27 protein-coding genes are annotated in these 26,369 nt (G+C 60.0%); 10 read left to right on the forward strand and 17 right to left on the reverse strand.

What is annotated here, in order from left to right; genetic code table 11:
• Positions 1-18 precede the first annotated feature (18 nt).
• Together H7A77_RS16150 and H7A77_RS16155 are read right to left on the reverse strand one after the other, a co-directional pair.
• Positions 19-1,680 (reverse strand): AsmA family protein, encoded by a 1,662-nt coding sequence (locus H7A77_RS16150; protein ID WP_096242690.1) that lies wholly within the window; start codon positions 1,678-1,680, stop codon positions 19-21.
• Positions 1,681-1,808: 128 nt separating this feature from the next.
• Positions 1,809-3,209, reverse strand: a complete 1,401-nt coding sequence (locus H7A77_RS16155; protein ID WP_033645176.1) for an NCS2 family protein — start codon at positions 3,207-3,209, stop codon at positions 1,809-1,811.
• Between the two features lie 240 nt (positions 3,210-3,449).
• Between H7A77_RS16155 and gltS the strand changes: the two genes are divergently transcribed.
• Positions 3,450-4,661 (forward strand): sodium/glutamate symporter, encoded by a 1,212-nt coding sequence (gene gltS, locus H7A77_RS16160; protein ID WP_033645177.1) that lies wholly within the window; start codon positions 3,450-3,452, stop codon positions 4,659-4,661.
• 42 nt (positions 4,662-4,703) lie between these two features.
• On the opposite strand, the gene recG is transcribed toward gltS, so the two are convergent.
• The 6 genes from recG to H7A77_RS16190 all read right to left on the reverse strand — a co-directional run bounded on the left by recG (position 4,704) and on the right by H7A77_RS16190 (position 11,395).
• Positions 4,704-6,785 (reverse strand): ATP-dependent DNA helicase RecG, encoded by a 2,082-nt coding sequence (gene recG, locus H7A77_RS16165; RefSeq protein ID WP_182074412.1) that lies wholly within the window; start codon positions 6,783-6,785, stop codon positions 4,704-4,706.
• Positions 6,782-7,477 carry a tRNA (guanosine(18)-2'-O)-methyltransferase TrmH gene (gene trmH, locus H7A77_RS16170; RefSeq protein WP_033639122.1) on the reverse strand — a complete coding sequence of 232 codons (696 nt, stop codon included), beginning with the start codon at positions 7,475-7,477 and terminating at the stop codon, positions 6,782-6,784. Before trmH ends, recG begins: the two co-directional genes overlap by 4 nt.
• Positions 7,478-7,482: 5 nt before the next feature.
• A complete protein-coding gene (gene spoT, locus H7A77_RS16175; protein WP_048326716.1) occupies positions 7,483-9,594 on the reverse strand; it encodes a bifunctional GTP diphosphokinase/guanosine-3',5'-bis pyrophosphate 3'-pyrophosphohydrolase in 2,112 nt (703 codons plus the stop codon).
• An 18-nt stretch (positions 9,595-9,612) separates the two neighbouring features.
• Positions 9,613-9,888: a DNA-directed RNA polymerase subunit omega gene (gene rpoZ / locus H7A77_RS16180; RefSeq protein WP_004931221.1), complete on the reverse strand. Its 276-nt coding sequence runs from the start codon at positions 9,886-9,888 to the stop codon at positions 9,613-9,615.
• A 54-nt stretch (positions 9,889-9,942) separates the two neighbouring features.
• Positions 9,943-10,566 carry a guanylate kinase gene (gmk, locus tag H7A77_RS16185; protein WP_033636481.1) on the reverse strand — a complete coding sequence of 208 codons (624 nt, stop codon included), beginning with the start codon at positions 10,564-10,566 and terminating at the stop codon, positions 9,943-9,945.
• Between the two features lie 211 nt (positions 10,567-10,777).
• Complete coding sequence (locus H7A77_RS16190; RefSeq protein ID WP_025304704.1) at positions 10,778-11,395, reverse strand: trimeric intracellular cation channel family protein; 618 nt, start codon at positions 11,393-11,395, stop codon at positions 10,778-10,780.
• A 253-nt stretch (positions 11,396-11,648) separates the two neighbouring features.
• Between H7A77_RS16190 and H7A77_RS16195 the strand changes: the two genes are divergently transcribed.
• Positions 11,649-12,083 carry a DUF3574 domain-containing protein gene (locus H7A77_RS16195; protein WP_042785595.1) on the forward strand — a complete coding sequence of 145 codons (435 nt, stop codon included), beginning with the start codon at positions 11,649-11,651 and terminating at the stop codon, positions 12,081-12,083.
• 34 nt (positions 12,084-12,117) lie between these two features.
• Here H7A77_RS16195 and H7A77_RS16200 read toward each other — a convergent pair whose 3' ends face one another.
• A complete protein-coding gene (locus tag H7A77_RS16200) occupies positions 12,118-13,302 on the reverse strand; it encodes a NupC/NupG family nucleoside CNT transporter (RefSeq protein ID WP_182074413.1) in 1,185 nt (394 codons plus the stop codon).
• A gap of 375 nt (positions 13,303-13,677) precedes the next feature.
• On the opposite strand from H7A77_RS16200, the gene H7A77_RS16205 reads away from it, so the two are divergent.
• Complete coding sequence (locus tag H7A77_RS16205; protein ID WP_033652260.1) at positions 13,678-14,067, forward strand: hypothetical protein; 390 nt, start codon at positions 13,678-13,680, stop codon at positions 14,065-14,067.
• 54 nt (positions 14,068-14,121) lie between these two features.
• Here the strand turns inward: H7A77_RS16205 and H7A77_RS16210 are convergent, their stop codons facing one another.
• Positions 14,122-14,985 carry a YicC/YloC family endoribonuclease gene (locus H7A77_RS16210; protein WP_015379441.1) on the reverse strand — a complete coding sequence of 288 codons (864 nt, stop codon included), beginning with the start codon at positions 14,983-14,985 and terminating at the stop codon, positions 14,122-14,124.
• 126 nt (positions 14,986-15,111) lie between these two features.
• Between H7A77_RS16210 and rph the strand changes: the two genes are divergently transcribed.
• Together rph and pyrE are read left to right on the forward strand one after the other, a co-directional pair.
• Positions 15,112-15,828, forward strand: coding sequence for a ribonuclease PH (gene rph / locus H7A77_RS16215; protein ID WP_025160305.1), 717 nt, complete (start codon positions 15,112-15,114; stop codon positions 15,826-15,828).
• Positions 15,829-15,924: 96 nt separating this feature from the next.
• Complete coding sequence (gene pyrE, locus H7A77_RS16220; protein ID WP_042785593.1) at positions 15,925-16,566, forward strand: orotate phosphoribosyltransferase; 642 nt, start codon at positions 15,925-15,927, stop codon at positions 16,564-16,566.
• A 31-nt stretch (positions 16,567-16,597) separates the two neighbouring features.
• Here the strand turns inward: pyrE and slmA are convergent, their stop codons facing one another.
• The 3 genes from slmA to coaBC all read right to left on the reverse strand — a co-directional run bounded on the left by slmA (position 16,598) and on the right by coaBC (position 19,099).
• Entirely contained in the window at positions 16,598-17,194 is a 597-nt protein-coding gene (slmA, locus tag H7A77_RS16225; protein WP_025304700.1) for a nucleoid occlusion factor SlmA, read from the reverse strand.
• A gap of 251 nt (positions 17,195-17,445) precedes the next feature.
• Positions 17,446-17,904, reverse strand: a complete 459-nt coding sequence (gene dut / locus H7A77_RS16230; RefSeq protein ID WP_033652257.1) for a dUTP diphosphatase — start codon at positions 17,902-17,904, stop codon at positions 17,446-17,448.
• Entirely contained in the window at positions 17,882-19,099 is a 1,218-nt protein-coding gene (coaBC, locus tag H7A77_RS16235) for a bifunctional phosphopantothenoylcysteine decarboxylase/phosphopantothenate--cysteine ligase CoaBC (RefSeq protein WP_182074414.1), read from the reverse strand. The genes dut and coaBC overlap by 23 nt, the downstream gene beginning before the upstream one ends.
• Positions 19,100-19,282: 183 nt before the next feature.
• Between coaBC and radC the strand changes: the two genes are divergently transcribed.
• The 4 genes from radC (at position 19,283) to mutM (ending at position 21,541) form a co-directional block, all read left to right on the forward strand.
• Positions 19,283-19,966: a DNA repair protein RadC gene (gene radC, locus H7A77_RS16240; RefSeq protein WP_016929682.1), complete on the forward strand. Its 684-nt coding sequence runs from the start codon at positions 19,283-19,285 to the stop codon at positions 19,964-19,966.
• 262 nt (positions 19,967-20,228) lie between these two features.
• The gene (gene rpmB, locus H7A77_RS16245; RefSeq protein ID WP_004931195.1) at positions 20,229-20,465 is read left to right on the forward strand and encodes a 50S ribosomal protein L28; all 237 of its coding nucleotides are present in this window, start codon (positions 20,229-20,231) and stop codon (positions 20,463-20,465) included.
• A gap of 11 nt (positions 20,466-20,476) precedes the next feature.
• The gene (gene rpmG / locus H7A77_RS16250; protein ID WP_002442576.1) at positions 20,477-20,644 is read left to right on the forward strand and encodes a 50S ribosomal protein L33; all 168 of its coding nucleotides are present in this window, start codon (positions 20,477-20,479) and stop codon (positions 20,642-20,644) included.
• Between the two features lie 81 nt (positions 20,645-20,725).
• Positions 20,726-21,541, forward strand: a complete 816-nt coding sequence (gene mutM, locus H7A77_RS16255) for a bifunctional DNA-formamidopyrimidine glycosylase/DNA-(apurinic or apyrimidinic site) lyase (protein WP_042785589.1) — start codon at positions 20,726-20,728, stop codon at positions 21,539-21,541.
• Between the two features lie 3 nt (positions 21,542-21,544).
• Here the strand turns inward: mutM and coaD are convergent, their stop codons facing one another.
• Genes coaD through waaA form a run of 3 tightly spaced genes read right to left on the reverse strand, consistent with a single transcriptional unit; the run spans position 21,545 to position 24,085 of the window.
• Positions 21,545-22,030 (reverse strand): pantetheine-phosphate adenylyltransferase, encoded by a 486-nt coding sequence (gene coaD, locus H7A77_RS16260; protein WP_033645183.1) that lies wholly within the window; start codon positions 22,028-22,030, stop codon positions 21,545-21,547.
• A 3-nt stretch (positions 22,031-22,033) separates the two neighbouring features.
• A complete protein-coding gene (locus tag H7A77_RS16265) occupies positions 22,034-22,807 on the reverse strand; it encodes a glycosyltransferase family 2 protein (protein ID WP_033645184.1) in 774 nt (257 codons plus the stop codon).
• Positions 22,808-24,085 carry a lipid IV(A) 3-deoxy-D-manno-octulosonic acid transferase gene (gene waaA / locus H7A77_RS16270; protein WP_019452200.1) on the reverse strand — a complete coding sequence of 426 codons (1,278 nt, stop codon included), beginning with the start codon at positions 24,083-24,085 and terminating at the stop codon, positions 22,808-22,810.
• A 125-nt stretch (positions 24,086-24,210) separates the two neighbouring features.
• Here waaA and H7A77_RS16275 point away from each other — a divergent pair, with 125 nt between their 5' ends.
• On the forward strand, positions 24,211-25,224 hold the full coding sequence (locus H7A77_RS16275) for a glycosyltransferase family 9 protein (protein WP_042785588.1): 1,014 nt from the start codon (positions 24,211-24,213) through the stop codon (positions 25,222-25,224).
• 43 nt (positions 25,225-25,267) lie between these two features.
• Here H7A77_RS16275 and H7A77_RS16280 read toward each other — a convergent pair whose 3' ends face one another.
• Positions 25,268-26,368, reverse strand: a complete 1,101-nt coding sequence (locus tag H7A77_RS16280) for a glycosyltransferase (protein WP_033652254.1) — start codon at positions 26,366-26,368, stop codon at positions 25,268-25,270.
• Between the last annotated feature and the right edge of the window lies 1 nt (position 26,369).

Consider the following 26,369-nt stretch of genomic DNA (forward strand, 5'->3'; position numbering starts at 1 on the left):
GGCGGGCCGCGCAGTGCACTACGGCAGTTGTTGGTTCACCGCTTGGCCGTCGCCGGCGGTGGCCTGCAGATTGCCTTTCAATGAGGCCTTGAACGGCCCATCGCTGTTCAGCAGCCCTTTCAACTGCAGCTCAAGGTTGCCGTCACCCGTCAGCGGCACCGGCTGCCATCCCCATTGCTGCAAGGTGTTGATCGGTACCGAACGGCCGTGCAGCGTCAACTGGAACGGCTTGCCCGGCAGCTGATCGACGGTCGCTTTGGCCTCAAGCAACCCATTGGGCATAAAGGCGCTGAGCTCGGTGACGGCGATCTGGTTGGCGTCGGCGTTCAGCGCCAGCGAAGGGCGTCGCACGTCGATTTTGTTGAAGGTGGCCTCGCTGCCGTTCAGGTTCAGCGAACCGGACCAAATGCCCCACTGGTGGTCGCGCGCCAGCAGCAGGTTGCTGCCGTAACCGTCCAGCGCGGTGATCTGGAACGGGAATGCCGGGTTGATATCGATAATCAGATTGCGGTTGGTGGTCAGCTTGGTGACGTACACCTCCGCCAGCCAGTCCGGCAGCGGTTTCAGCCACAGCTCGCGCCAGTCGATCGGTAGGGTGTACTCCAGCGCCGCCATGGCCACTTCATCCAGCTGCAGGCGTTTGCCGGCGCGCAGCCAGTTGCCGGAGGTGCGTAGCAGCCCGCCTTCCCAGCGGGTGGTGAACTGCTGAATGGCGATGCCGGCGGAAGAGAGCCGCAGGGTGGCGATCGGATCGATCAGGTGGAAACCGCCGTTGACCACGTCGCCGGCGTTGAAGTTGAGCGAGCCGTCTTCACTGCGCCAGTCGCCTTTTTCGACGCTGACGTTTTGCAGCGACAGGTCGAGATCGTTAACCGCCCACGCCTTGCCTTCCAGGCGCGCATCGATCAGATCGAAACGCTTGAGGGTGACCGGCGGCAGAGCGGTGAAGCGCCGCATGAATTCCGCCAACGTCATCGGGGTCTGCATGCGCACGCCGCTCAGCCGCAGGCGATCCACCTGCCAGCTGCCGTCGGTGGCGCGGCTGGCCACGCCGGTCAGGTCGCCCTGCGCCAGATCGGCGCCGAAGTTGTTCAACAGCAGCTGGCCTTGTTTTTGCTCCCCCTGCACCAACACCTTCGAGGCGGGGATGCCGTTCAGCGTCATCGAACCGGCGCTGAACTGGAACTGGTTGTTGTCCCCCAGCAGATGGCCGGCCAGCGGGCGCCACGGCGTGATGCCGGCATTGACCTGCTGCGCGTTGAGCTGCCACTCGCTATCGTTGGACTGCAGCGCCATGTTGCTCAGTTGCAGCACGTCGGCCTGTACGGGCAGCGCAACAGCCTGTGGCTGCACGTTCAGCGTGCCGTCGCGCAGCGTGACGCTGTAAAAATAGCGCGGTTCGGTGATTTGGCGCAGGCTGAGGCCGAGATCGACGCGTTTGGCGACCAGCGCCTGAGGTTGGCCGCTGCGCGCCAGCTGCACGTCTTCCAGACCGATCTGGCCCGGCTGATTCCACGAGTGGGTGATTTTTCCTATCGACAGGCGGTATTCGCTGTTGTCGCTGATCCAGGCGCTCAGACGGCCTGCCGCCCAGCGGGTTTGCCCCACCAGATACAGCACCACCACCGCCAGCACGATCAGCAGCAGCAACGTCAGCAACAGCTTTCCGATAAATTTCATCGTCTACATCCGCATCGGTCAAAAAAGATACCCTGTTTATGCCGCAATTGGCCGGGCATCTCAAGGGCAATGGTCTGATAGACAATAAAAAACGGCCGCAAGCGGCCGTTTGAACGCCAATGGGCGGGTTACTTTTTCTCGTGTTCCTGCGGGAACACCAGGTTCAGCACGATGGCGGTAATGCCGCCGGCGGCGATACCGGAAGAGAGCAGGGTTTTCAGCCAGTCCGGCGCGAACTGCAGGATCAGCGGCTGCTGGGAGACGCCCATGCCGACGGCCAGCGACAGCGCCATGATCATGATGGCGCGCCGGTTCAGGCGTTCGCGCGACACGATGCGCACGCCGGAGGCGGCGATGGTGCCGAACATCACGATGGTCGCGCCGCCCAGTACCGGCTCGGGGATGTGCTGCACGAAGCCGGCCACCGCCGGGAACAGCCCCAGCGCGATCAGCATCAGCGCCACCACGAAGCCGACGTAGCGGCTGGCGACGCCGGTCAGCTGGATCACGCCGTTGTTCTGGCCGAAGCAGGAGTTGGGGAAGGTGTTGAACACCGCCGACAGCATCGAGTTCAGGCCGTTGGCCAGTACGCCACCTTTCAGACGCTTCATGTACAGCGGCCCGCTAACTGGTTGTTCGGAGACGTCAGAGGTGGCGGTGATGTCGCCGATGGTTTCCAGCGAGGTGACCATAAAGATCAACATCAGCGGCAGCAACAGGTTCCAGTCGAAGCCCAGGCCGTAATAGAGCGGCGTTGGAATGGTAATCGCCGCCGTCGGCGCCGCCGGAGCGTCGGCGGGCAGCATGTCCATCGCCCAGGCCAGCAGGTAGCCTACCGCCATGGCGATCACCAGCGAAGCGACGCGCAGGTAAGGGTTGCGCTGGCGGTTCAGCAGGATGATGACCGCCAGCACCGCGCCGGCCAGCAGCAGGTTTTTCGGCGAGCCAAAGCTGTGGTCGTTCATCGCGGCATAGCCGCCGCCGATCGAGGTCAGGCCGACCTGAATCAGCGACAGGCCGATGATCATCACCACGATGCCGGAAACCAGCGGGGTGATGATGCGGCGCGCCAGATGCAGCACGCGCGACAGCAAAATTTCGGTGCAGGAGGCGACCATCAGGGTGCCGAACAGCGCGGCCATCATGGTCGGCACGTCGGCGCCGCCGTTTTTCAGCGCCAGGCCACCCATGATCAATGGCGAAACGAAGTTGAAGCTGGTGCCCTGAATCGACAGCAGCCCGGAGCCCACCGGCCCCCAGGTTTTGATTTGCAGAATGGAAGCCAGACCGGAAGCGAACAGCGACATGCTGATGATGTGTTGGGTATCCTGCGCCGGCAGACCCAGCGCCTGGCAGATCAGCAGCGCCGGAGTGATCACCGCAACGAACATCGCCAACAGGTGCTGGCCGGCGGCAAACAGCGTTTGCGGCAGCGGCGGGCGGTCTTCGAGGCGATAAATCAGTTCGCTGGCGCGGGGTTCAGAGGCGGTTTGGCGTGCGGCATCAAGCTCGGAGGATGACATGCTCATGGTGTGGCGTTTCCAGATACGGCAAAGCAGGCATTTTAATGCGCCGCCCCGCAAAAGCAAACGGTTGCGCCTAAATATTATGTTGCCGACTTTCCCGTTTATGTCGCATTTTCATTCATTTTTTCTTGTCATCTCAGCGTTTTTTACTTCTAATCCTGCACTCATCAAGTTTAAAAACTACGTGGTTTTCTATAACTTATTATTTTTATTTGGATCTTTTCCCTTACATGGAGTACCTGGATGTTTCATCTTGATACTTATGGCACGTTAGTCGCGGCGACGCTGGTTTTGCTCCTTGGGGGCAAGTGCGTCAGAAGTATTCCTCTGCTGCGAAAATATACTATTCCCGCTCCCGTCGCCGGCGGTTTGCTGGTGGCCCTCCTGCTGTTAGTCCTGAAAAAATTCGCCAACTGGGAAATCAGCTTTGACATGTCGTTGAAGGATCCGCTGATGCTGGCCTTCTTCGCCACTATCGGCCTGAACGCCAACCTGGCGCGGTTGCGCGCCGGCGGCAAAGCGCTGATGGTATTCCTGTTCGTGGTGTTGGGGCTGCTGCTGGTGCAGAACGCCATCGGCATCGGCATGGCGAAAATGCTGGGGCTGGATCCGTTGATGGGCCTGATCGCCGGTTCGATCACCCTGTCGGGCGGCCACGGCACCGGGGCGGCCTGGAGCAAGCTGTTCATCGAGCGTTACGGCTTTGAAAACGCGACGGAAGTCGCCATGGCCTGCGCCACCTTCGGCCTGGTGCTGGGCGGCCTGATCGGCGGCCCGGTGGCGCGCTATCTGGTTAAACACTCCTCTACGCCGGAAGGCACACCGGAAGACAGCGTGCAGCCGAGCGGCTTCGAGAAGCCGGAAAGTGGCCGCCTTATCACCTCGCTGGTGATGATTGAAACCATCGCCATGATCGCCATTTGTTTGAGCCTGGGGCAACTGATTGCCGGTCTGCTGAGCGGTACGGTGTTTGAACTGCCTAACTTCGTTTGCGTGCTGTTCGTCGGGGTGATCCTCAGTAACACGCTGGCCTTCACCGGTTTCTATACCGTGTTCGAGCGGGCAGTATCGGTGCTGGGCAACGTCAGCCTGTCGCTGTTCCTGGCGATGGCGTTGATGAGCCTGCGCCTGTGGGAGCTGGCTTCGCTGGCGCTGCCGATGCTGGCGATCCTGGCCGTACAGACGCTGGTGATGGCGCTGTACGCGATCTTCGTCACCTACCGGGTGATGGGCAAGAACTACGATGCGGCGGTGCTGGCCGCCGGCCACTGCGGCTTCGGCATGGGCGCCACGCCGACGGCGATCGCCAACATGCAAGCGATCACCGATCGCTTCGGCCCGTCGCACCTGGCATTTCTGGTGGTGCCGATGGTGGGGGCGTTCTTTATCGATATCGCCAACGCCATCGTCATCAAGCTGTATCTGCTGTTGCCGGTGTTCCCGGCGGTGGGGTGATATCGCGAGTCATCATGAGAAGGGCGCCTGCGGCGCCCTTTTTTATGCGTTGGAGTAGCGCGCCTTCTCTGGCAACCAGCGTTCGATCAGCGCCTGGGCGTGTTCCGGGTAGTGCTGATGGAGATGGCGAGCGACGCGCTGCACTTCGGGGATCATCGCCTGGTCGCGCAACAGGTCCGCCACCTTGAATTCGGCGCTGCCGGTCTGGCGGGTGCCGAGCAGCTCGCCCGGGCCGCGGATCTCCAGATCGCGCTGTGCGATGACGAAGCCGTCGTTGCTGTCGCGCAGCACCTGCAGGCGCGTTTGCGCGGTTTTGCTCAGCGGCGTTTTGTACAGCAGCACGCAGTGTGAAGCCACCGCGCCGCGCCCTACGCGGCCGCGCAGCTGGTGCAGCTGCGCCAGGCCCAGCCGTTCCGGGTTTTCAATGATCATCAGGCTGGCGTTCGGCACGTCGACGCCGACTTCGATCACCGTGGTGGCGACCAACAGCTGCAGCTCGCCCTGTTTAAACGCCTGCATCACCGCCTGCTTTTCCTGCGCTTTCATGCGGCCGTGCACCAGCGCCACCTTCAGCTCCGGCAGCGCGGCTTTCAATTCTTCCCAGGTGGCTTCCGCCGCCTGCGCTTCCAGCAGCTCGGACTCTTCGATCAGCGTACACACCCAGTAAGCCTGCCGTCCTTCTTCCAGACAGGCGCTTTTCACCCGTTGAATGATGTCGGCGCGGCGGGTATCGGGAATGGCGACGGTGGTCACCGGCGTACGGCCCGGCGGCAGCTCGTCGATGACCGAGGTATCGAGATCGGCATAGGCGGTCATCGCCAGCGTGCGCGGGATTGGCGTGGCCGTCATGATCAGCTGATGGGCGTGGAAGCCCTGTTCTTCGCCTTTCTCCCACAGCGCCAGCCGCTGATGCACCCCGAAGCGGTGCTGCTCATCAATGATCACCAGCGCCAGGCCGTTGAACTGAACCTGCTCCTGGAAGATGGCGTGGGTGCCGACCACCATCGACACCTGGCCGCTGGCGATGGCTTCCTGCTGCGCGATGCGCGCCTTGCCTTTCTGTTTGCCCGCCAGCCAGCCGACCTCCAGCCCCAGCGGCTCGAACCACTGGCGGAAGTTGTTGGCATGCTGTTCGGCCAGCAGCTCGGTCGGCGCCATCAGCGCCACCTGCTTACCGTGCGCGATGGCGCGCAGCGCCGCCAACGCCGCCACCAGCGTTTTGCCGGAGCCGACGTCGCCCTGCACCAGCCGCATCATCGGGAAGTCTTTTTGCATATCGGCTTCGATGTCGGCCACCACGCGCGTTTGCGCGCCGGTTGGCGAGAACGGCAACTGGGCGAGAAAACGGTTTTTCAGCCGATCGTCCGGCAGCAGCGGCTGCGCCTGATAACTCTGCGCGCCGGCGCGCACCGCCAGCATGCTGAGGTTATGCGCCAGCAGCTCTTCGAGGATCAGACGCTTTTGCGCCGGGTGTTTGCCCAGCTCCAGATCCGCCAGCTGGATGTCCGGCGGCGGGCGATGCAGGGTGTGCAGCGCCTGCGGCAGGCTCATCAGGCCGCTGCTCAGCTCCGGCGGCAGCAGTTCGGCGATGGCGCAGGTATCCAGCAGCTCCAGCGCCTGGTCGGTCAGCTTGCGCAGCGTGGCCTGCCGCACCCCCTCGGTGGTGGGGTAGACCGGCGTCAGCGACTCCTGCAGCTCAACCTCGCTGGTTTCGCCCTGAATACGGTATTCCGGATGGATGATCTCCGCGCCGTGGTTGCCGCGTTTGATCTCGCCGTAGGCGGTCACGCGGCGGCCGGTGGCCAGGCTGTTCTTCATTGCGGCGTTGAAGTTGAAGAACCGCATGGTGAGGATGCCGGTGCCGTCGCTGATCTGGCAGGTCAGCATGCGGCGGCGGCCGAAGCTGATGTCGCTGCGCAGCACTTCCCCTTCTACCGTGGCGTAGATGCCCGGCAGCAGATCGTTGATCGGGTAGAGGCGGGTGCGGTCTTCGTAGCGCAGCGGCAGGTGCAGCAGCAGATCCTGAATGGTGTCGAGGCCAAGCTTGGCCAGTTTGTCCGCCTGGCTGGCGCCAACCCCGGAAAGCGTGGTGAGTGGGACCGCATCCAGCAGGCGGCCTTTCATTTGCGCACCGTCGCCTGCATGGCCGCCCACCATTCGGCGCTGGCGACCACCTGGCCCTGTTCGTCGATCTGCGGACGCGGCAGCCCCTTGCGCTTGGCCACGTTGGCCAGCACCGGATAGCCGCCTTCGAACAGCAGACGCTGCTGCTCTTCTTCGTCCAGCATGCTGTTGTCGCGGCGATACAGGCCGGCGTTTTGCCGCTGGCGCTGCGCCTCATACAGGATCAGCGCCGAAGCCACGGAGACGTTGAGCGATTGCACCATGCCGATCATCGGAATGACGATGTCTTGATCGGCGAGCGCCAGCGCTTCTTCGGTGATGCCGGTTTTTTCCTGGCCGAGCAGCACGCAGGTTGGCCGGGTGTAGTCCACCTCGCGGAAATCGACCGCGCGCGCAGACAGGTTGGTGGCCAGAATTTGCATGCCCTGCGCTTTCAGGTGGCCGACCGCGTCGCCGATGGTGGGATGGGTTTTAACGCTGACCCAGCTGTTGCTGCCGGCGGCGGAGGAAACCAGGGTGCGCATGCGGGTGGTGGGCCACACGGCGTGGACCTGATGCACGCCGACGGCGTCGGCGGTGCGGATAATGGCGGAGACGTTATGCGGTTTGTGCACTTGCTCCAGGCAGACCGTCAAATCCGGCTGCCGGGTCGCGAGCATTTCACAAATCCGCGCATAGCGTTCAGGACTCATAAGCGCTAGTTTCGGTTGCGGTTAACTTTGATCACATCCGGCATGATACGGATTTTACGCATAATGTTTGCCAAATGGATGCGATCGCGGGTGGTCAAGCGGATAAAGGCGCTATAAACCCGACCGTCTTTCTCTTCGGTGTTCAGGCTCTGAATATTGGATTCGGCCGCGTTGATTGCCGCCGTCAGGTTGGCCAGCGCGCCCTGGTGGTTAAACATATCCACCTTGATCTCGGCGATGAACTCCTGCTCGGTCTCTTTATCCCACTCGACCGCCATGAACTTCTCAGGCTCTTTCTGATAGCCGCGAATATTGCGGCAGGATTCATGGTGGATCACCAGCCCTTTGCCCGGGCTGACGTGAGCGATAATCGGGTCGCCCGGAATCGGACGGCAGCACTTGGCGAAGGTGATCAACACGCCGTCGGCGCCCTTGATGGCCAGGTTGCGCACGCCGGAGGTGGAGCCCAGGCTGGACTGATCGCCCTGCAGGTTCTTGGCCACCACTACGCTCATGGCGTTGCCGAGGCCGATTTCCGCCAGCAGATCGTCCAGCGTCGCCAGCTTCATGCGGTCCAGCTCGTGCTGAATGTTTTCCTGCGGGATTTCGGCCAGCTTGCGGCTGCCGCCCAACGCATGGTTGAGCAGACGGCGGCCGAGGCCGACGGAGTCGTCGCGCTTGAGGTTCTTCAACATCTGGCGAATCTTGGCGCGCGCTTTCGAGCTGACCACGAAGTTCAGCCAGGCGGCGTTGGGCCGTGCGCCCGGCGCGGTGATGATCTCGACGGTCTGGCCGCTGGTCAGCGACTGCGACAGCGGGTATGGCTGACGATCGACGCGCGCGCCGACGCAGGCATGGCCGATATCGGTATGCACCGCATAGGCGAAGTCGACAGGCGTGGCGCCGGCGGGCAGCTCGACGATGCGGCCTTCCGGGGTGAAAACGTAAATCTCATCCGGGAACAGATCGGATTTAACGCTCTCGATAAATTCAAACGAACTGCCGGCGCTTTGCTGCAGTTCCAGCAGGCTTTGCATCCAGCGTTGGGCGCGGATCTGCGCCGTGGTGCCGGTTTCGCCCTGTTCTCTTTCTTTGTAAGCCCAGTGCGCGGCCACCCCCATCTCAGCCATCTGATCCATGTCTTCGGTGCGGATTTGCACTTCGACCGGCACGCCGTGCGGGCCAATCAGCGAGGTATGGAGCGATTGGTAGCCGTTGGCCTTGGGAATGGCGATGTAATCTTTGACCCGCCCCGGGCGCGGTTTATACAGGCTGTGCACCTGGCCGAGCACGCGGTAGCAGGTATCGACCTCTTTTACGATCACCCGGAATGCGTAGATATCCATGATGGAATGGAAACGCTGTTCTTTCAGGTGCATCTTGAGGTAGATGGAGTAGAGGTGTTTTTCCCGCCCGCTGACACGGCAGGCGATGCCGGCCTCGGTCAGCCGCCCTTCGATCTCGGAGAGGATTTTTTGAATCATCTCTTTGCGGTTGCCGCGCGCGGCTTTCACCACTTCCTTGATCACGCGATAACGGTTCGGGTACAGCGCCTCGAAGCCCAGCTCTTCCAGCTCGGTTTTCAGGTGATGAATACCCAGACGGTGGGCGAGGGGGCTGTAGATTTCCAGGGTTTCACGCGCGATGCGCCGGCGTTTGTCGGGGCGCAGCGAACCGAGGGTGCGCATGTTGTGCGTACGGTCGGCCAGCTTGATCAGCACGACGCGGATATCCTGCACCATCGCCATGATCATCTTGCGGAAGTTTTCCGCCTGCGCTTCTTTCTTGTCCTGGAACTTCAGCTTGTCGAGCTTGGAGACGCCCTCAACCAGTTCGGCGACGCTCTTGCCGAACAGCTGTTCCATATCTTGATAGGTGGCTGGGGTGTCTTCGATGACGTCGTGCAGCAACGCCGCCATCAGCGTCTCGTGATCGAGACGCATTTCCGCCAGGATGCAGGCCACGGCGACCGGGTGAGTAATGTAGGGCTCACCGCTGGAGCGTGTCTGGCCCTCGTGCGCGTCGCGCGCGACGAGGTATGCCTGTTTGAGGCGCTTAATCTGCTCCTCGGGCAGGTAACGTTGAATCAGCAGATTCAGGCTTTCAAACAGGTACAAGGCGGACTCGCAGTCTAATTAACGACGACCTTCAGCAATCGCGGTAACCGCTTGAATCTCTGCGGCTTCCTGCTCTTGCTGTTCCTGGCGCTCACGCACGTCGAGGATCTGGCTGGTGATCAGGCCTTCTTCGATTTCGCGCAGGGCGATAACGGTGTACTTGTCGTTCTCTTCCGGAACCAGTGCATCTTTGCCGCCGGTCTGGATCTGACGCGCCCGACGAGCAGCGACCAACACCAGGTCAAAACGGTTACCAATTTTCTCTACAGCGTCTTGAACAGTTACGCGTGCCATATTTGTGCTACTCCACAGGTGACGAAAAGACTGGGCATGATACTGAAACTGCCTTCAGTCTGCCAATAGTTTGCTGATTAAAGCGTCATGCCGCAGCAACTGGCGGCCCAAACGCAGGCGTTCGGCGCGAATGATGGTCTTCAGATCGGACAGCGCCAGATCGAAATCATCGTTCACGATCAGGTAATCGTACTCCGCGTAATGCGTCATTTCCGCCACGGCCTGAGCCATGCGTTTGGCGATCACCTCTTCGGAATCCTGCCCGCGCCCACGCAGGCGGCGGCCCAGTTCTTCCTTCGACGGCGGCAGAATGAAGATGCTGCGCGCCTGCGGCATTTTGGCGCGGATTTGCTGCGCGCCCTGCCAGTCGATATCCAGAAACACATCCACGCCGGTCGACAAGACTTGTTCGATGGCGGCGCGCGAGGTGCCGTAATAGTTGCCGAACACTTCGGCGTGCTCAAGAAACGCGTCCTGCTCGATCATCCGGCGGAATTCGTCTTTCGAGACGAAGAAATAGTGCTCGCCGTGATTTTCACCCGGGCGACTGTCGCGCGTGGTGTGCGAAACCGAAACCTGCGTGTCGTACAGCGGTTGCGTCTTTAACAAAGCCTGAATCAGACTTGATTTACCTGCGCCACTGGGAGCAGAGACAATATAAAGCGTGCCTTGAGCCATGATGATGTTCGTTGATAACGGTTGATATGCCAAAAACAGCGGATGTGTATTTTCTCCGCACAGTATACACGGCTAACGCGCCGGGTGCAGCGTTAGCTCGCATTTTGCCCGCGGCTTTGCGTGGAAAAAGCGCCGAAAGGGCGAATTTGCGCGTCGAAGGGCGACATTTTTGCAGTTTTGGCCTCGGCGGCGGCGCGTTGCCGCCCCGAGATCAGTGATCCGGATGCTGGTAGTTGAACACCGGCAGGCCGAGGCGGAAGCGCAGGGCGATAAGACGCGCGCTCAGGCCGGCGACCAAGGTGAGGATCACCACCAGATTGTGCGGCAGGCTAAGGTGCTGCAGGCCGATATACAGCCAGGCGGCGCTGAAGGAGATGCCGGCGTAGATCTCCTTCTGGAAAACCAGCGGGATGCGGTTGCAGAACATATCGCGCAGCACCCCGCCAAAGACGCCGGTGATCACCGCGGCGATGGCGGCGATAATGGCGCTGTGCCCCATATCCAGGGCCACCTGCGCGCCGATGATGGAGAAGACGATCAGGCCGACGGCGTCGAGCACCAGGAACAGGCGGCGCAGATGGCGCATCAGAGGAGCCACCCAGGTGGTGACGATCGCCGCTATCGCGACGATGACGATGTATTCCGGGTGTTTGACCCAGCCCAACGGAAAATGCCCGAGCAACATATCGCGCACCGACCCGCCGCCGATTGCGGTGACAGAGGCGATGATGATCACGCCGAACATGTCCATTTGGCGGCGGCCGGCCGCCAGCGCGCCGGTCATGGCTTCGGCGGTGATGCCGATGATATAAAGGATGCTCAGTAACATAAGGGGTTCACAGCGTAATTGCGTCAGAATGATGGCCGGCAGGGTAATCGCCGCCGAGGACGCGCGCCACTGAGTTTTTTTCACCGATGGCGCTTCGGATTAATATGGCTAATCCAAACTCCATTTTTATTGCCGATAACCAGCCTTTTTTAACATCTGGTTGTTAATGAAAGCATTAGAAATTTCGCGCTAATTTCCATCGCTGACTATGACTTTTGCAGCGAATCCTTCAACCGAAAAATCGAGACTGCAGATGAAAAACTCCCCGAGACTGGCCGCCGGCGCCATGGTGGCCGCCCTGCTGCTGAGTGGCTGCGTGGCGCCAGGCCACCAGGCTGTTTCCCCCGCCCCGACTTGTCGCATCGGCGATCCGCTGGTGCAGACAACGCTCTACTTCGGCCTGAACCGGCCGGCGGGGCCGGCGATCACCGCCGCCGAGTGGCAAACCTTCGTCGATAGCCAGGTGACGCCGCGTTTTAAAGACGGGCTGACGGTGTTTGATGCCAAAGGGCAGTGGCTGGGTCACGACGGCAAGCTGGCGCGCGAGAACAGCAAGGCGCTGCTGTTGATCCATGCGCCGGGCAAAGAGAGCGAGGCGAATATCGAGGCGCTGCGCAGCGGCTATAAGCAGCAGTTTGCGCAGGATTCGGTAATGCGGGTGGATGCGCCGGTGTGCGTGGCGTTTTAAAGCGAACTCCCGGCCCTGCGGCCGGGAGTGGGGATTACAGCACCAGGCCGGCGATGGCCGCCGACAACAGGCTCACCAGCGTCGAGCCGTAAACCAGCTTCAGGCCAAAACGGGAAACCACGTTGCCTTGCTGCTCATTCAGCCCCTTGATGGCGCCGGCGACGATGCCGATGGAGGCGAAGTTGGCGAACGACACCAGGAACACCGACAGAATGCCCAGCCCGCGCGGCGACAGCTCCGCCGCGATTTTCTTCAGCTCAATCATCGCCACGAATTCGTTGGCCACCAGTTTGGTCGCCATGATGCTGCCCGCCTTCAGGGCCTCTTCCGCCGGGATGCCGATCAGCCAGGCCAGCGGATAGAACACGTAGCCGAGGATTTGCTGGAAGCTGATGCCGAGCACCGCCGAGAACAGCGCATTGACGGCGGAGATCAGCGCGATAAAGCCGATCAGCATCGCCGCGATGATCATCGCAATTTTGAAGCCGGCCAGAATGTACTCGCCCAACATTTCGAAGAAGCTCTGATCTTCGTGCAGCTTGTTCAGCTTCAGCTCCGGCTCGTCTTCGACCTGATACGGGTTGATGATCGACAGGATGATGAAGGTGCTGAACATATTAAGGATCAACGCCGCCACCACGTACTGCGCGTCGATCATCGACATGTAGGCGCCGACGATGGAGAGCGATACCGTCGACATGGCGGTCGCGGCCATGGTGTACATGCGGCGTGGCGAGATGTCGCCGATGATGCCCTTGTAGGCGATGAAGTTCTCCGACTGCCCCAGCACCAGCGTGCTGACGGCGTTGAACGATTCCAGCTTGCCCATGCCGTTGACCTTGGACAGCAGGGTGCCCACCAGGCGGATGATCAGCGGCAGGATGCGGAAATGCTGCAAAATGCCGATCAGGGCGGAAATAAAGATGATAGGGCACAAAACGCCGAGGAAGATAAACGCCAGGCCATCTTTGCTCATGCCGCCGAACACGAACTCCGACCCTTGTGCGGCGTAGGCGAGCAGGGTGTCGAAGAAGCCGGCGACGTGTTTGATCACGCTGAGCCCGCTGGCGGAGTGCAGGAAGAAATAGGCCAGCGCGCCTTCGATCACCAACAGCTGGATGATATAGCGCAGGCGGATTTTCTTGCGATTATTGCTGACCAGCAGCGCCAGGGCGATGATCACCACCAGGGCCATAATAAATTGCAGAGTTTGTGGCATAAACGGTCCGTACGGTTCACGGGCAGGAAAAAAACACATTTAGCCACAGCATCGCCGTCCTTTCATTACCTTGCGTGATAATTAGAACAAAATACTTATGGCCTGCGGGATATCTTGCCGATTGTCATCCGCACGCGCTGCTCGGCAGTTTTTCATAAGCCCCCGACGTTCCTTAGTGAACCGTCTTCCATGATGCCTGTCGGCTCGCAGCCTGATGCAACCACCGTCCCGCACGTTCAGGCACCTGGAATCTGGCTCGCAATGGGCGATTTTTCATGGCGCAAAGCGTGGCTTTCTTGGCTGAGGAAGAGAAACATGTTTGGACAAGGCGCCGGTCGCGATCGGCGCGCATTTTATCGAACAAGGAGACGAACGATGAATATCGGCACGTTGCTCAGGGCGCTGGCCAACGGCGTTAATCCCGACACCGGCGAGCTGTTGAGACCGGCTTCAGCGGCCTGTGCGCCGGAGGCTATCCGCCTGCTGTTCGCGTTGGCCGACGAGTTTGACGGTGAATCTGAACTGCAGAAAAAAGCCAGACTGACGCCGGAAGAAAAGCGGCAGAAGAATCTGGCCGAGGGCCGGCCGGCCAATGCCTACTTCCCTTGGCCGGAAGAAGAAAAACTGCGGCTGCGTGAGAGCCATGCGGCCGGGGCGACGCTGGAGGCGCTGAGCGATGAGTTCGAGCGTTCAACCTGGAGCATTGCGGTGCAACTGCAGACAATGGGGTTGATCGGTGAGGAACAGGCGGCCGCCTATCGCTGATCTATAGCCATAAAAAAGCCCGCGTGGCGCGGGCTTGATGGCGTGCGGAGCGGATCACTCGATGTTCTGGATCTGCTCGCGCATCTGTTCGATCAGCACCTTCAGCTCGATGGCGGAGGCGGTGACGTCGGCATTGATTGACTTGGAGGCCAGGGTGTTCGATTCGCGGTTGAACTCCTGCATCATAAAGTCGAGGCGGCGGCCGACGGCTTCTTTCTTCTTCAGGATGTTGTGCGTCTCTTTCACGTGCGCTTCCAGGCGGTCCAGCTCTTCGGCGACGTCGATGCGCTGCGCCATCAGCACCAGCTCTTGCTCCAGGCGAGTGTTTTCCAGCTGCACCTGCGCCTCTTCCAGCTTGCTGACCAGGCGCTCGCGCTGCCATTGCAGGATGTTCGGCATCTGGGCGCGCACTTTGACCACTTCGGCGCTGACGCCGTCGAGGCGCTGTTCGATCAGCGTTTTCAGCGCGGCGCCTTCGCTTTCGCGTGCGACGATAAAGTCATCCAGCGCGCCGTCCAGCGCTTGCATCAGCTCGGCGCTGATGGCGTCCAGATCCTGCTCCTGCGCGGACATCACGCCCGGCCAGCGCAGCACGTCGATCGGGTTGATTTCCCCTTCGTCGCTCTGCATTTTCACCCAGTTGGCGGCTTCGACCAGCTGTTTGGCCAGTTTTTCGTTCAGGATCAGCGAGCTTTGCGCGCTTGGATCCAGTTCAAAACGCAGGTTGCATTCGACTTTGCCGCGGGTCAGGCGGCCACGGATACGTTCACGGATCACCGGCTCCAGGCTGCGGAATTGTTCCGGCAGGCGGATGTAGGTTTCTAAGTAGCGCTGGTTAACGGAACGCAGCTCCCAGGCTGCGCTGCCCCATTCACCCTTGATTTCACGCCGGGCGTAGGCGGTCATGCTGCGGATCATTGATGCGTACCCGTAATAGGAAAAGATGGGGCGATTATAGCGTCGCGGCTGCGGGCAGGATAGGCATTACGTCACGAAGCCCGTATAATGCGCAGCCAATAGTTGATTTGAAGCCGGAGAGAGCCCATGCGTCCTGCAGGCAGAGCACCACAGCAAGTTCGCCCCCTGACACTGACCCGTCACTATACCAAACACGCTGAAGGTTCAGTGCTGGTTGAGTTTGGCGATACCAAAGTCTTGTGCACCGCCACGGTAGAAGAGGGCGTTCCGCGCTTCCTGAAAGGCCAGGGGCAAGGTTGGATCACCGCCGAGTACGGCATGCTGCCGCGCTCCACCCACAGCCGCAACGCCCGTGAAGCCGCCAAAGGCAAACAGGGTGGCCGCACGCTGGAAATCCAGCGCCTGATCGCCCGTTCGCTGCGCGCCGCGGTGGATCTGAAAAAGCTCGGTGAATTCACCATCACTCTCGATTGCGACGTACTGCAGGCCGATGGCGGTACCCGCACCGCTTCCATCTCCGGCGCCTGCGTGGCGCTGGCCGATGCGCTGAACACCCTGGTGGCCAACGGTAAGCTGAAAGCCAATCCGATGAAGGGCATGGTGGCGGCGGTTTCCGTCGGCATCGTCAACGGCGAAGCGCTGTGCGATCTGGAGTATGTGGAAGATTCCGCGGCGGAAACCGACATGAACGTGGTGATGATGGAAGACGGCCGCATGATTGAAGTGCAGGGCACCGCCGAAGGCGAGCCGTTCAGCCACGATGAGCTGTTGGCGCTATTGGCGCTGGCCCGAGGGGGCATCGAAACCATCTTCCAGGCGCAGAAAGCGGCGCTGGCGGACTAATTTTTCAAGGCGACTGAGAAGTCGCCTTTTTTATGCCCGCCGATCGGGCGGCAGTAATGACAAGACCCAAGCAGATTCAGACGAGGAGAAGCAGTAATGAAAGCCTATCAGCGCCAGTTTATCGAGTTCGCGCTTAACAAGCAGGTATTGAAATTCGGCGAGTTCACCCTGAAATCCGGCCGCACCAGCCCGTATTTCTTCAACGCCGGCCTGTTTAATACCGGGCGCGATCTTGCGCTGTTGGGGCGCTTCTATGCCGAAGCCCTGATGGATTCCGGCATCGATTTCGATCTGCTGTTTGGCCCGGCCTATAAAGGCATTCCTATCGCCACCACCACGGCGGTTGCGCTGGCGGAACACCATGAGCGCGACGTGCCTTACTGCTTTAACCGCAAGGAAGCCAAGACCCACGGCGAGGGCGGTTCGCTGGTGGGCAGCCCGCTGCAGGGCCGCGTGATGCTGGTGGACGATGTGATCACCGCCGGTACCGCGATCCGTGAGTCGATGGAAATCATCGGCGCCAGCGGCGCTTCGTTGGCGGGCGTGCTGATCTCCCTCGACCGCCAGGAACGCGGCCGCGCGGACATCTCCGCCATTCAGGAAGTGGAACGCGACTACCACTGCAAGGTGATTTCGATCGTGACGCTGAAGGATCTGATCGCCTATCTGGAAGAGAAACCGGAAATGGCGGATCACCTGGCGGCGGTGCGCGCTTACCGCGAGCAGTACGGGATATAAGTAAAAACGCCGGGCATGCCCGGCGTTATCTTTATTGCAGCTGGGCCGCCAACAGCGGCCAGCGGGCGTCGAATTCCTGCGTTGGGCGATAGCGGAATTCCGAACGCACATAGCGCGACAACATGCCTTCGCAGAAGGCCAGCAGCTGGCTCGCCAGCAGCGTTTCATCGACGATAAAGCCTTTGCCTTCGCGCAATTTGCGCTCTTTCAGCACCTGACGCAGCTGCGCCTCGATGCGTTCGAACAGCTGGTTGATGCGGCCCTGCAGGCGATCCTGTTCAAACATCAGCGCGTGGCCGGTCATGATGCGCGTCAGCCCCGGGTTGCGTTCCGCAAAGCCCAGAATCAGCAGTAAAATCAGGCGCAGACGATTAAACGTCTCTTTCTCGTCCTGCAAGATCAGGTTGATGCGGGTGATCAGGCTGTCTTCGATAAACTCGATCAGACTGTCGAACATCCGTGTCTTGCTGGGGAAATGCCGGTACAGCGCAGCTTCAGAAACACCCACGTTCGCGGCGAGCTTGGCGGTGGTAATGCGCTGGCTGCCGTCGCTGGATTCCAGCATCTGGGCTAACGCCTGCAATATTTCCTCGCGCCGATTCCTTTTCGTATTTTCTTTTTCTGCCATGTCTGATTAGACCCTTGCTAAAACTTAACTGACGGAAACCCGGGCACCGGCCGCTGCAGAGCAGGCTCTGTGCGGCTTATGTGATAGCTTTTTTACGATGCTGGGGTCAGCGGCCTTAACGGCCTTTTTCCGCGCTGCCTGGTGTGCGCTGCAATTGTCGCGGTAAAACCTTGCCGCAGAGACATCCTTCTCCCCGGAAAGGCAAGGTTCAGGCGACGTTTCCCTGCCGGCCATCGTGCATTGGGTGGCGCTTAGTGGCGCCCCGAGTGGCCGAAGCCGCCTTCGCCGCGCTCGCTGCTGTCGAACTCTTCCACCAGGTTGAACTCGGCCTGCACCACCGGCACGAAGACCATCTGCGCGATGCGTTCGCCCGGTTCGATAGTGAATGACTTCTGGCCGCGGTTCCAGACCGACACCATCAGCTGGCCCTGATAATCGGAGTCGATCAGGCCGACCAGATTGCCCAGCACGACGCCGTGCTTATGGCCCAGGCCTGAGCGCGGCAGGATCACCGCCGCCAGGCCGGCGTCGGCGATATGGATCGCGAGACCGGTAGGCAGCAGCGTGGTTTCACCCGGCGCCAGCTCCACCGCGCTGTCCAGGCAGGCGCGCAGGTCGAGACCGGCGGAGCCCGGAGTGGCGTAGGTCGGTAGCGGGAAATCCTGACCGATGCGCGGGTCGAGGATCTTAACGTCGATTTTTTTCATCATAACGGCTGACTATCTCGTCTATTAAACGTTGGCCAAGGAGTGCCTTGTCGCTCTGCGCCAGGCGTTTCTCTCCATCCTGCCAAAAAAGGTGCAGGGCATTGGTGTCGCTGTTGAACCCGTGCTCTGCAAGCGATACATCGTTAGCGCAAATCAAATCCAGCTTCTTACGCGCCAGTTTTTGCCGCGCGTATTCTTCCACATTCTGGGTTTCGGCGGCAAACCCCACGACAAACGGTCGATTTTTGGTCATCGCCGCCACGCCGGCGACGATATCGGGGTTTTTTACCATCTTGAGGACGATTTCATCACCCTGTTTTTTTATTTTTTCATCGGCGATCCGCTCGGGACGGTAGTCGGCTACGGCGGCGCAGGAGATGAAAATCTGCTGCTGAGCGGCGCGCTGTTGCACCGCCTGTTCCATCTCCAGCGCGCTGGTGACGTCCACGCGTGTGACCTTCGGCGGCGTCGGCAGGCTCACCGGCCCGGCGATCAGCGTCACCTGCGCGCCGCGGGCGGCGGCGGCGCGGGCGATGGCGAAGCCCATTTTGCCGGAGCTGTGATTGCTGATGAAGCGTACCGGATCCAGCGCTTCGCGCGTCGGGCCGGCGGTGATCATAACCTGCAAATGTTGCAGATCCTGCGGGGCGGAGAAATGACCGTTCGCCAGCTCGACGATGTCCAGCGGATCCAGCATGCGGCCCGGGCCAACGTCGCCGCAGGCCTGGCTGCCGCTGTCCGGCCCCCAGAGCAGCATGCCGCGCGCCTGCAGCGTTTGCAGGTTGGCCTGCGTGGCGGCGGCGCGATACATCTGCTGGTTCATGGCGGGGGCGGCGGCGATAGGGGCGTCGGTCGCCAGGCAGACGGTAGTCAGCAGATCGTTGGCCATGCCGGCGGCGACGCGCGCCAGCAGATCGGCGGTCGCCGGCGCCAGAATCACCAGATCCGCCCATTTGCCGAGTTCGATGTGGCTCATGGCGGCTTCGGCGGCGGGATCCAACAGATCGTCGGACACCGGGTGGCCGGAAACGGCCTGCAGCGTCAGCGGCGTAATGAACGCCTTGGCGGCGTGGGTCATCACCACGCGCACTTCCGCGCCCCTGTCGCGCAGGCGGCGCACCAGCTCTGGGCATTTGTAGGCGGCGATGCCGCCGCTGATGCCAAGCACAATATGTTTGCCGGAAAGTCCCGTCATCATCATTGTCCGATTGAAAGCCGAAAGATGCGCCATTTTAGCATATCCGCCGTTCAGGTGAGCGATTCCGCAATGGCTGCAGGGCGTTACATTGTGCTTTGCGAAACACTTCGCAATGTTATCAAACACCTGTCGAACGCGCCGGGGGGCGCATGGCATGCTGTAGCCCTTTCAGGGAGGAACACGATGAGCAACCCGACTGTGGCGTGCTGGCCGGGCGCGCTGGCGCCGCGTGAAAAGCTGTTGATGCAGGGGGCCGCGGCGCTGTCCGACGCAGAGCTGTTGGCCATTTTCTTGCGCACCGGGTTGCCCGGCGTGCACGTAATGCAGCTGGCGGAGCAGCTGCTGCGCCGATTCGGCTCGCTTTACCATCTGATGTCGGCCGATCATCAGGCGTTTTGCAGTCAAAAAGGCTTGGGCGACGCCAGCTATACGCAGCTGCAGGCGATTGCCGAGCTGGCGCTTCGCTTCTTTTCCAGCCATCTCTCGCAGGAAAACGCCATGCTTAACCCGCGCGTCACCCAGCATTATCTGCAAAGCCTGCTGGCGCATCGTGAGCGAGAGGTCTTTTTGGTATTGTTTTTAGACAATCAGCATCGGGTTATTCGCCATCAGGAGATGTTTGCTGGTACCATCAGCAGCGTCGTCGTCTACCCGAGAGAAATTGTGCGTGAAGCGTTGAAGGCTAATGCCGCCGCGCTGATTCTCGCGCATAATCACCCCTCGGGTAAGGCTGAACCCAGTCATGCCGACCGTTTGATAACTGAACAGGTGGTGAAAGCCTGCCAGTTATTGGAGATCCGAGTGCTCGATCATTTGGTGATCGGTCGGGGTGAATGCGTCTCTTTTGCCGAGCGCGGATGGCTTTAAGCGATTTTTTCGCGATCCTTGTGGGATCTTTAGCTGTTCGGGACTTGAGCACTTACGCTTCAGAGCGTATACTACGCCACCTTTGAGAATCTTGGGTTTGGCGCAAGAGCCTATCTCAGCAGGTTTCTGACCTGATGTGTGGTTTCTACCTGATGACGAGAGTCTCCTCAGTATGAAGTTTGCTGAGATGGGCTCTAAAAGCCTGACGAGGCGGCCATACCCTATACGAAGCTCGAGCTGATTTGATTTTTGGAGAATAGACATGTCCCGAGTCTGCCAAGTTACTGGCAAGCGCCCGGTGAGCGGTAACAACCGTTCCCACGCAATGAACGCGACCAAACGCCGTTTTCTGCCTAACCTGCACTCACACCGTTTTTGGGTTGAGGCTGAGAAGCGCTTTGTAACTCTGCGTGTATCTGCTAAAGGTATGCGTGTTATCGATAAGAAGGGTATTGAGACGGTTCTGGCCGATCTGCGTGCCCGTGGTGAGAAGTATTAAGGAACTGAATCATGGCTAAAGGTGTTCGCGAGAAGATCAAGCTGGTTTCTTCTGCTGGTACTGGTCACTTCTATACCACCACGAAGAACAAGCGTACTAAGCCGGAAAAATTGGAACTGAAGAAATTCGATCCAGTTGTCCGTCAGCACGTAGTATACAAAGAAGCTAAAATTAAATAATTTTAGTGGATTAATGAAAAACCCGGCCTTGGCCGGGTTTTTTGTTTTATAAAGGGTAGAAAACATCGGAGGGGAAGCCAGATGCCTGAATTACCGGAAGTTGAGACGAGCAGACGTGGTATAGAGCCTTATCTTGTCGGCCACAGCATTCAGTATGCGGTGGTGCGCAACGCGCGCCTGCGCTGGCCGGTTTCCGAGCAGATCCTGACGCTGAGCGATCAGCCGGTGCTCAGCGTGCAGCGTCGGGCCAAATACCTGCTGATTGAGCTGGAGCGCGGTTGGATTATCGTGCATCTGGGCATGTCGGGCAGCCTGCGCATGCTGCGTGAGGAAAACGAAGACGAAGCCGGCAAACACGACCACGTCGATCTGGTGATCAACAACGGTATGATCCTGCGTTATACCGATCCGCGCCGCTTCGGCGCCTGGCTGTGGTGCGAAGACCTGGCGACCAGCAGCGTGTTGGCGCATCTGGGGCCGGAACCGCTGAGTGAGGCGTTCAACGGCGACTACCTGTATGAAAAATCACGTAATAAGCGCACGCTGATCAAACCGTGGCTGATGGATAATAAGCTGGTGGTCGGGGTCGGTAACATTTACGCCAGTGAATCGCTGTTCAGCGCCGGGATCCTGCCCGATCGTCCGGCGGGATCCTTGACCAAAGCCGAAGCGGCGCTGTTGGCGAAGACCATCAAGGCGGTGTTGCAACGCTCCATCGAGCAGGGCGGCACCACATTGCGCGACTTTTTGCAGTCGGACGGGAAACCGGGGTACTTCGCGCAGGAGCTGCAGGTTTACGGACGGGCGGGAGAACCGTGCCGCACATGCGGCACGCCGATTGAATCCGCCAGGCACGGGCAGCGCAGCACCTTCTTTTGCCGACGCTGCCAGCGCTGAGCATCACGCGGCGGCGAGCTTCGCCATCAGCGCCTGAGTGACCACATCGGGCAGGAAAGGCGCGATATCGCCGCCGTGGCGGGCGACCTCCTTCACCAGTGATGAGGAGATGAACGACCACTCTTCGGAAGGCATCAGGAACACGCTTTCCAGCGTCGGCATCAAATGGCGGTTCATGTTCGCCAGCTGCAGTTCGTACTCAAAGTCAGACACCGCCCGCAGGCCGCGCACCAGGATATTGGCATTCTGGTGAGCGGCGAAATGCGCCATCAGCTCGCTGAAGCCCAGTACCTCCACATTGTCCAGATGCGAGGTGACCTGCGTCGCCAGCGCCACACGCTCATCCAGGCTGAACAGCGGCTTTTTGCTCGGGCTGGCGGCGATGGCCAGAATCACGTGATCGAACATCAGCGACGCGCGCGTCACTAAATCCAGGTGGCCGTTGGTCATGGGATCGAACGTCCCGGGATAGATGGCTTTGCTGGTCATGATTCACTTCTCTGAGTAGTTGCGGCCCAATGCCCATAATGCGGCATATTTATTGAAGGTATATTGCGCGTTGACCACCGCTAACAGCAACCCCTGTTTACCGTCGAGGAAGCCGGCCCGCAGCAGCCAGGTTTTGACGAAGGCGCCGAGCGTGTGGGTCAGGATGGACAGATAGCCGCAACGCTTGCCGGCCCGGTGGCGCTGTGTGGCCCATTCTTCGGCATAGCGCAGCTGTTTGCGCTGAAAGGCGAAGAAGTCGCGGCAGGTCAGGTGCAGCATATCGCCGCTGAGGGGGATCACTTTGGCGTCGCCGATGTTCAGCGACTCGTGCACCAGATCGTCGTTATAGCGATAGCGTGAATTGGCGTACAGGCGGTTGACGCGGTCGGGATACCAGCCGCTGTGGCGCATGAAGCGGCCAAGGAACAGGTTGCGCCGCGCGCAGCTGTAAACGGCGCCGTCGTCCGGCGCGTTCAACACCCGCTCGATGGATTGCCGCAGTTCGGGGGTGACGCGTTCGTCGGCGTCGATCATCAATACGTAGTCATGGCTGGCGTAGCTTTGCGCCAGCTGGCGCTGCTTGCCGAATCCTTGCCAGTCGGTGTGCGTGAAGACTTTGGCGCCCAGACTTTCGGCGACGGCGACGCTGTCGTCCTCGCTGCCGGAGTCCAGCACGATGATTTCATCGGCCCAGGCGACAGAGCGCAGGCAGTCCGGCAACAGCCCGGCTTCGTTTTTGGCGATCATCACCACCGACAGGCTTTTGCGGCTGCTCATTCAGTGACTCCGGGGCGGCAGGTGCGGTTCCAGCAGCTGCAGCAGGCGCTGCAACGCTCCCTGATTCTGATACAACACTTCCACCGCATGGCGGCCGTAGTAACGGCGGTAGTCTTCGTCGGTCAACAGGGTTTCCACTTCCTTTACCAGCGAATCCACGTCGGTCACGGTGATCAGGCCTTCGGCCTGCGAAAGCTTGGCGCAGATGTCTTTAAAGTTGAAGGTGTGCGGGCCCATCAGCACCGGGATGGCGTGGGCGGCGGCTTCCAGCGGGTTATGCCCGCCACGTTCCACCAGGCTGCCGCCGACAAAGGCCAGATCGGCGATGCCGTACAACAGCATGAGTTCGCCCATGGTATCGCCGATCACCACCTGGGTGCTGCCGGACGGGATTTCGCCGCTGCTGCGCAGGGTGTAGCTGAAGCCGGCCTTCTGTACCAGTTCCTTGGCGGTCGGGAAGCGTTCCGGGTGGCGCGGCACCAGGATCAGCAGCAGGTCGGGGTGTTTTTCCAGCAGCTTGCGGTGCGCTTCGAGCAAGATGGTTTCTTCGCCTTCATGGGTGCTGGTGGCGATCCACACCGGGCGGCGCGGCGCCCATTGGCGGCGCAGCGTAACGGCGCGGGCGGCCAGTTCCGGGGTGACGGAGATATCGAATTTCAGGCTGCCGGTAACGGCCAGCTGCGAGCGTTTCAGGCCCAGTTCGATAAAACGATCGCCGTCTTCCTGGTTCTGTGCGGCGATCAGCGTAATGCGGCGCAGCATATCGCGCATGAATCCGCCAATTTTCTTATAGCCGGCGGCGGATCGCGCCGACAGGCGCGCATTGGCGATCACCAGGGGGATTTGCCGCTGATGCAGTGCGTTGATCAGGTTAGGCCATAGCTCGGTTTCCATGATGATCACCAGCTTGGGATTCACCTGGTCGAGGAAGCGGTTCATGGAACCGGGCAGATCGTAGGGCAGATAGACATGATGCACGTCTTTGCCGAAAGCGGACTGGACGCGTTCTGAACCTGTCGGGGTCATTGTGGTCACAGTTATCGGCAAAGCGGGGTAACGATGGCGCAGCGCCCGCACCAGCGGGATGGCCGCCAGCGTTTCGCCGACGGAGACGGAATGCAGCATAATGCCGCCCGGCACGACTTTCCCGGCGCAGAAGCCATAGCGTTCCGCCCAGCGTTTACGGTAGGCTGGAGCTTTGCGGCTGCGCAGCAGTAAGCGGAGCCAGATCAGGGGTTGGATGAGGTAGAGTAGTACCTGATATAAACGCAGCAACATTCTATCAATTTCATTTATATGGGTTATTCGGAATAGTACCATAACTGGAAGGGAAAGGCGCTAATTTGGTAACCTTGGGTGTCAGTTTCAGACAACCGGCGAGCGATTTCGCCGATAGGCTCGGAATGAAGAATATTTTAATTATTCGCCGCGACAACATCGGCGATCTTGTTTGCACCACGCCTCTGATTGAAGGGGTGAAAATTGCCTATCCAGACGCAAAAGTTTATCTGCTGATCAATAAAGTCAGCCAGGACGTTGTTAAAAACAACCCTCATCTCGAGAAAGTCTTTGTCTATAAAAAGGCCAAGCACAAGGCGAAAAATGAAACGACGTTGGGCGTTTATTTCGAACGTCTGATGATCTTCCTGAAGCTGCGCAAAATAAAGTTCGATGCGGTCATTCTGGCCAACCCGGTGCCTTGCAAATACAGCCTGCGTTTAGCGAAAATGGCCGGCGCCACCCATATCATCGGCGCCGATTTGGGCACGAAAGATATTCAGCGCCCGTTCCGCAAGGACGATTTCCGCGGTCTACATCAGGTCGAACACACCTACAGCTATTTATCGGCGATAACCGATCAAACCATTCCGATCCCGCCGGTGAGGGTATTCCTGACGCCGGAAGAGCGGCAGCTGGCGGCGCAGCGGCTGCAGGAACGCCTGCCATCGGTCGAACGGGTTTGCGCCGTGCATATCAGCAGCCGCAGCCCGAAAAGGCGCTGGCCGGTTGAACGCTATGCCGAAATCATCAACCGCCTGACCGCCGATCCCCGCACCGGCGTGCTGATCTTCTGGTCGCCGCAGGGCACGCTGGCGCCGGACGACATCGGCGATCAGCAGCGCGCAGAACAGCTGTTGGCGCTGTGCCAAAACGAACGCGTCGCGCTTTATCCGACGGCCTCGGTGCGCGAGCTGTTGGGCGGGTTCGATTTATGCGACCGGGTGTTGTGCAGCGACGGCGGGCAGATGCATCTTGCCGCCGCGCTGAATAAGGATATGGTGGTGTTCTTTGGCGATACCGATAAAACGTCCTGGCATCCATGGACCGGCCGTCATCATATTTTGCAGAGTGAGTCGGGGCACTGTGAAGATGTTTCTGTCGATGAGGTTTGGCAGAAAATGCAGGCGCTAAGCTAGCGAAGAAAATAAGGCAGGTATCACCTGCCTTTTTATTACTTTATTATTTTTCTTTCAGCTCAATATATTGACGGCAAATAGGCTCCAGCCCATAGCTCAGCAATTGCTGTTGATTTATCTGCGGCGGATTGGCGTAAATTTCCGCCATTTTTTCTGCCAGCGACGCTTCGTTTAATTCCGCCAACGCGTTAGCCATGCCAGCTTTTTCCAGAATTTCCGCAGGGCCGCCCGGACAGCGGGTGCTGACCACCGGCGTGCCGCACAACAGCGATTCTACCAGCACATTGCCAAACCCCTCGCTATCGGAGCTGAGCACCAACAGCGAGGCATGACGGATAAACGGATAGGGATTGGCCTGGAAGCCGAGGAACAGCACGCGCTCTGCGATACCCAAGTCTGCCGCCAGACGCTTGACCTCGGCGACGCGGGCGTCATCCCCGGTGCCGATCAAAGCCAGCGGCGCCTGAATGCCGGATTGCGCATAGGCTTTCAGCAGGCGGTCATGCCGCTTGGTGGCGTGAAAGCGGCCGACGTGCACCAGATAGTCCTGACCGGCCAGTTCGCAAGGCGCCGCCGCCTGTTGCCGGATGGCGTCGATGTCGAACGGGTTATTGATGACCGCCAGCCGACGCGGGCGGATCGGCAAATTCTGCTGCAGATCGCCGCCGACCGCCTGTGAAACGGCGACGATATTTCTCCCCTGGTAAACGTTGGCGATTTTACGTTGCTTGAGCCAGCGATCCAGGCCTTTGCGGTGGCCGAGGTAGGAGGTGGAGAGAATGCCGTGAATGCAGAACCACAGGCGATCCGAAGCCAGCCGCTTACTGCGGCTGACGATGCGATCGGTTTTGTGCAGGTTGGAGAACACCAGATCGAACGCGCCGTGTTGGCGCTCGTGTTCGGCTATCGCCCGATCCAGCGCGGCGGCGCGGCGCGACAGCTCGGTCAGCTTGCGCCAGGGGGCTCGGCTGCGATCGGCCACCACCTGATAATCAATGCCTGACGGGATAGGGTAATTGCAGACGTCACGCAGCGAGATCAGACTGACGTCATGCCCCTGTTGCTGCATGCCCTGACACAGGGTCAGCACCACTTTTTCCGCGCCGCCTCCCGGCAGGCCATCGATGATCATCAGAATACGCATA

Origin of the sequence: Serratia sp. ME47 (assembly GCF_903970925.1) — a bacterium.
Taxonomy (GTDB): domain Bacteria; phylum Pseudomonadota; class Gammaproteobacteria; order Enterobacterales; family Enterobacteriaceae; genus Serratia; species Serratia ureilytica.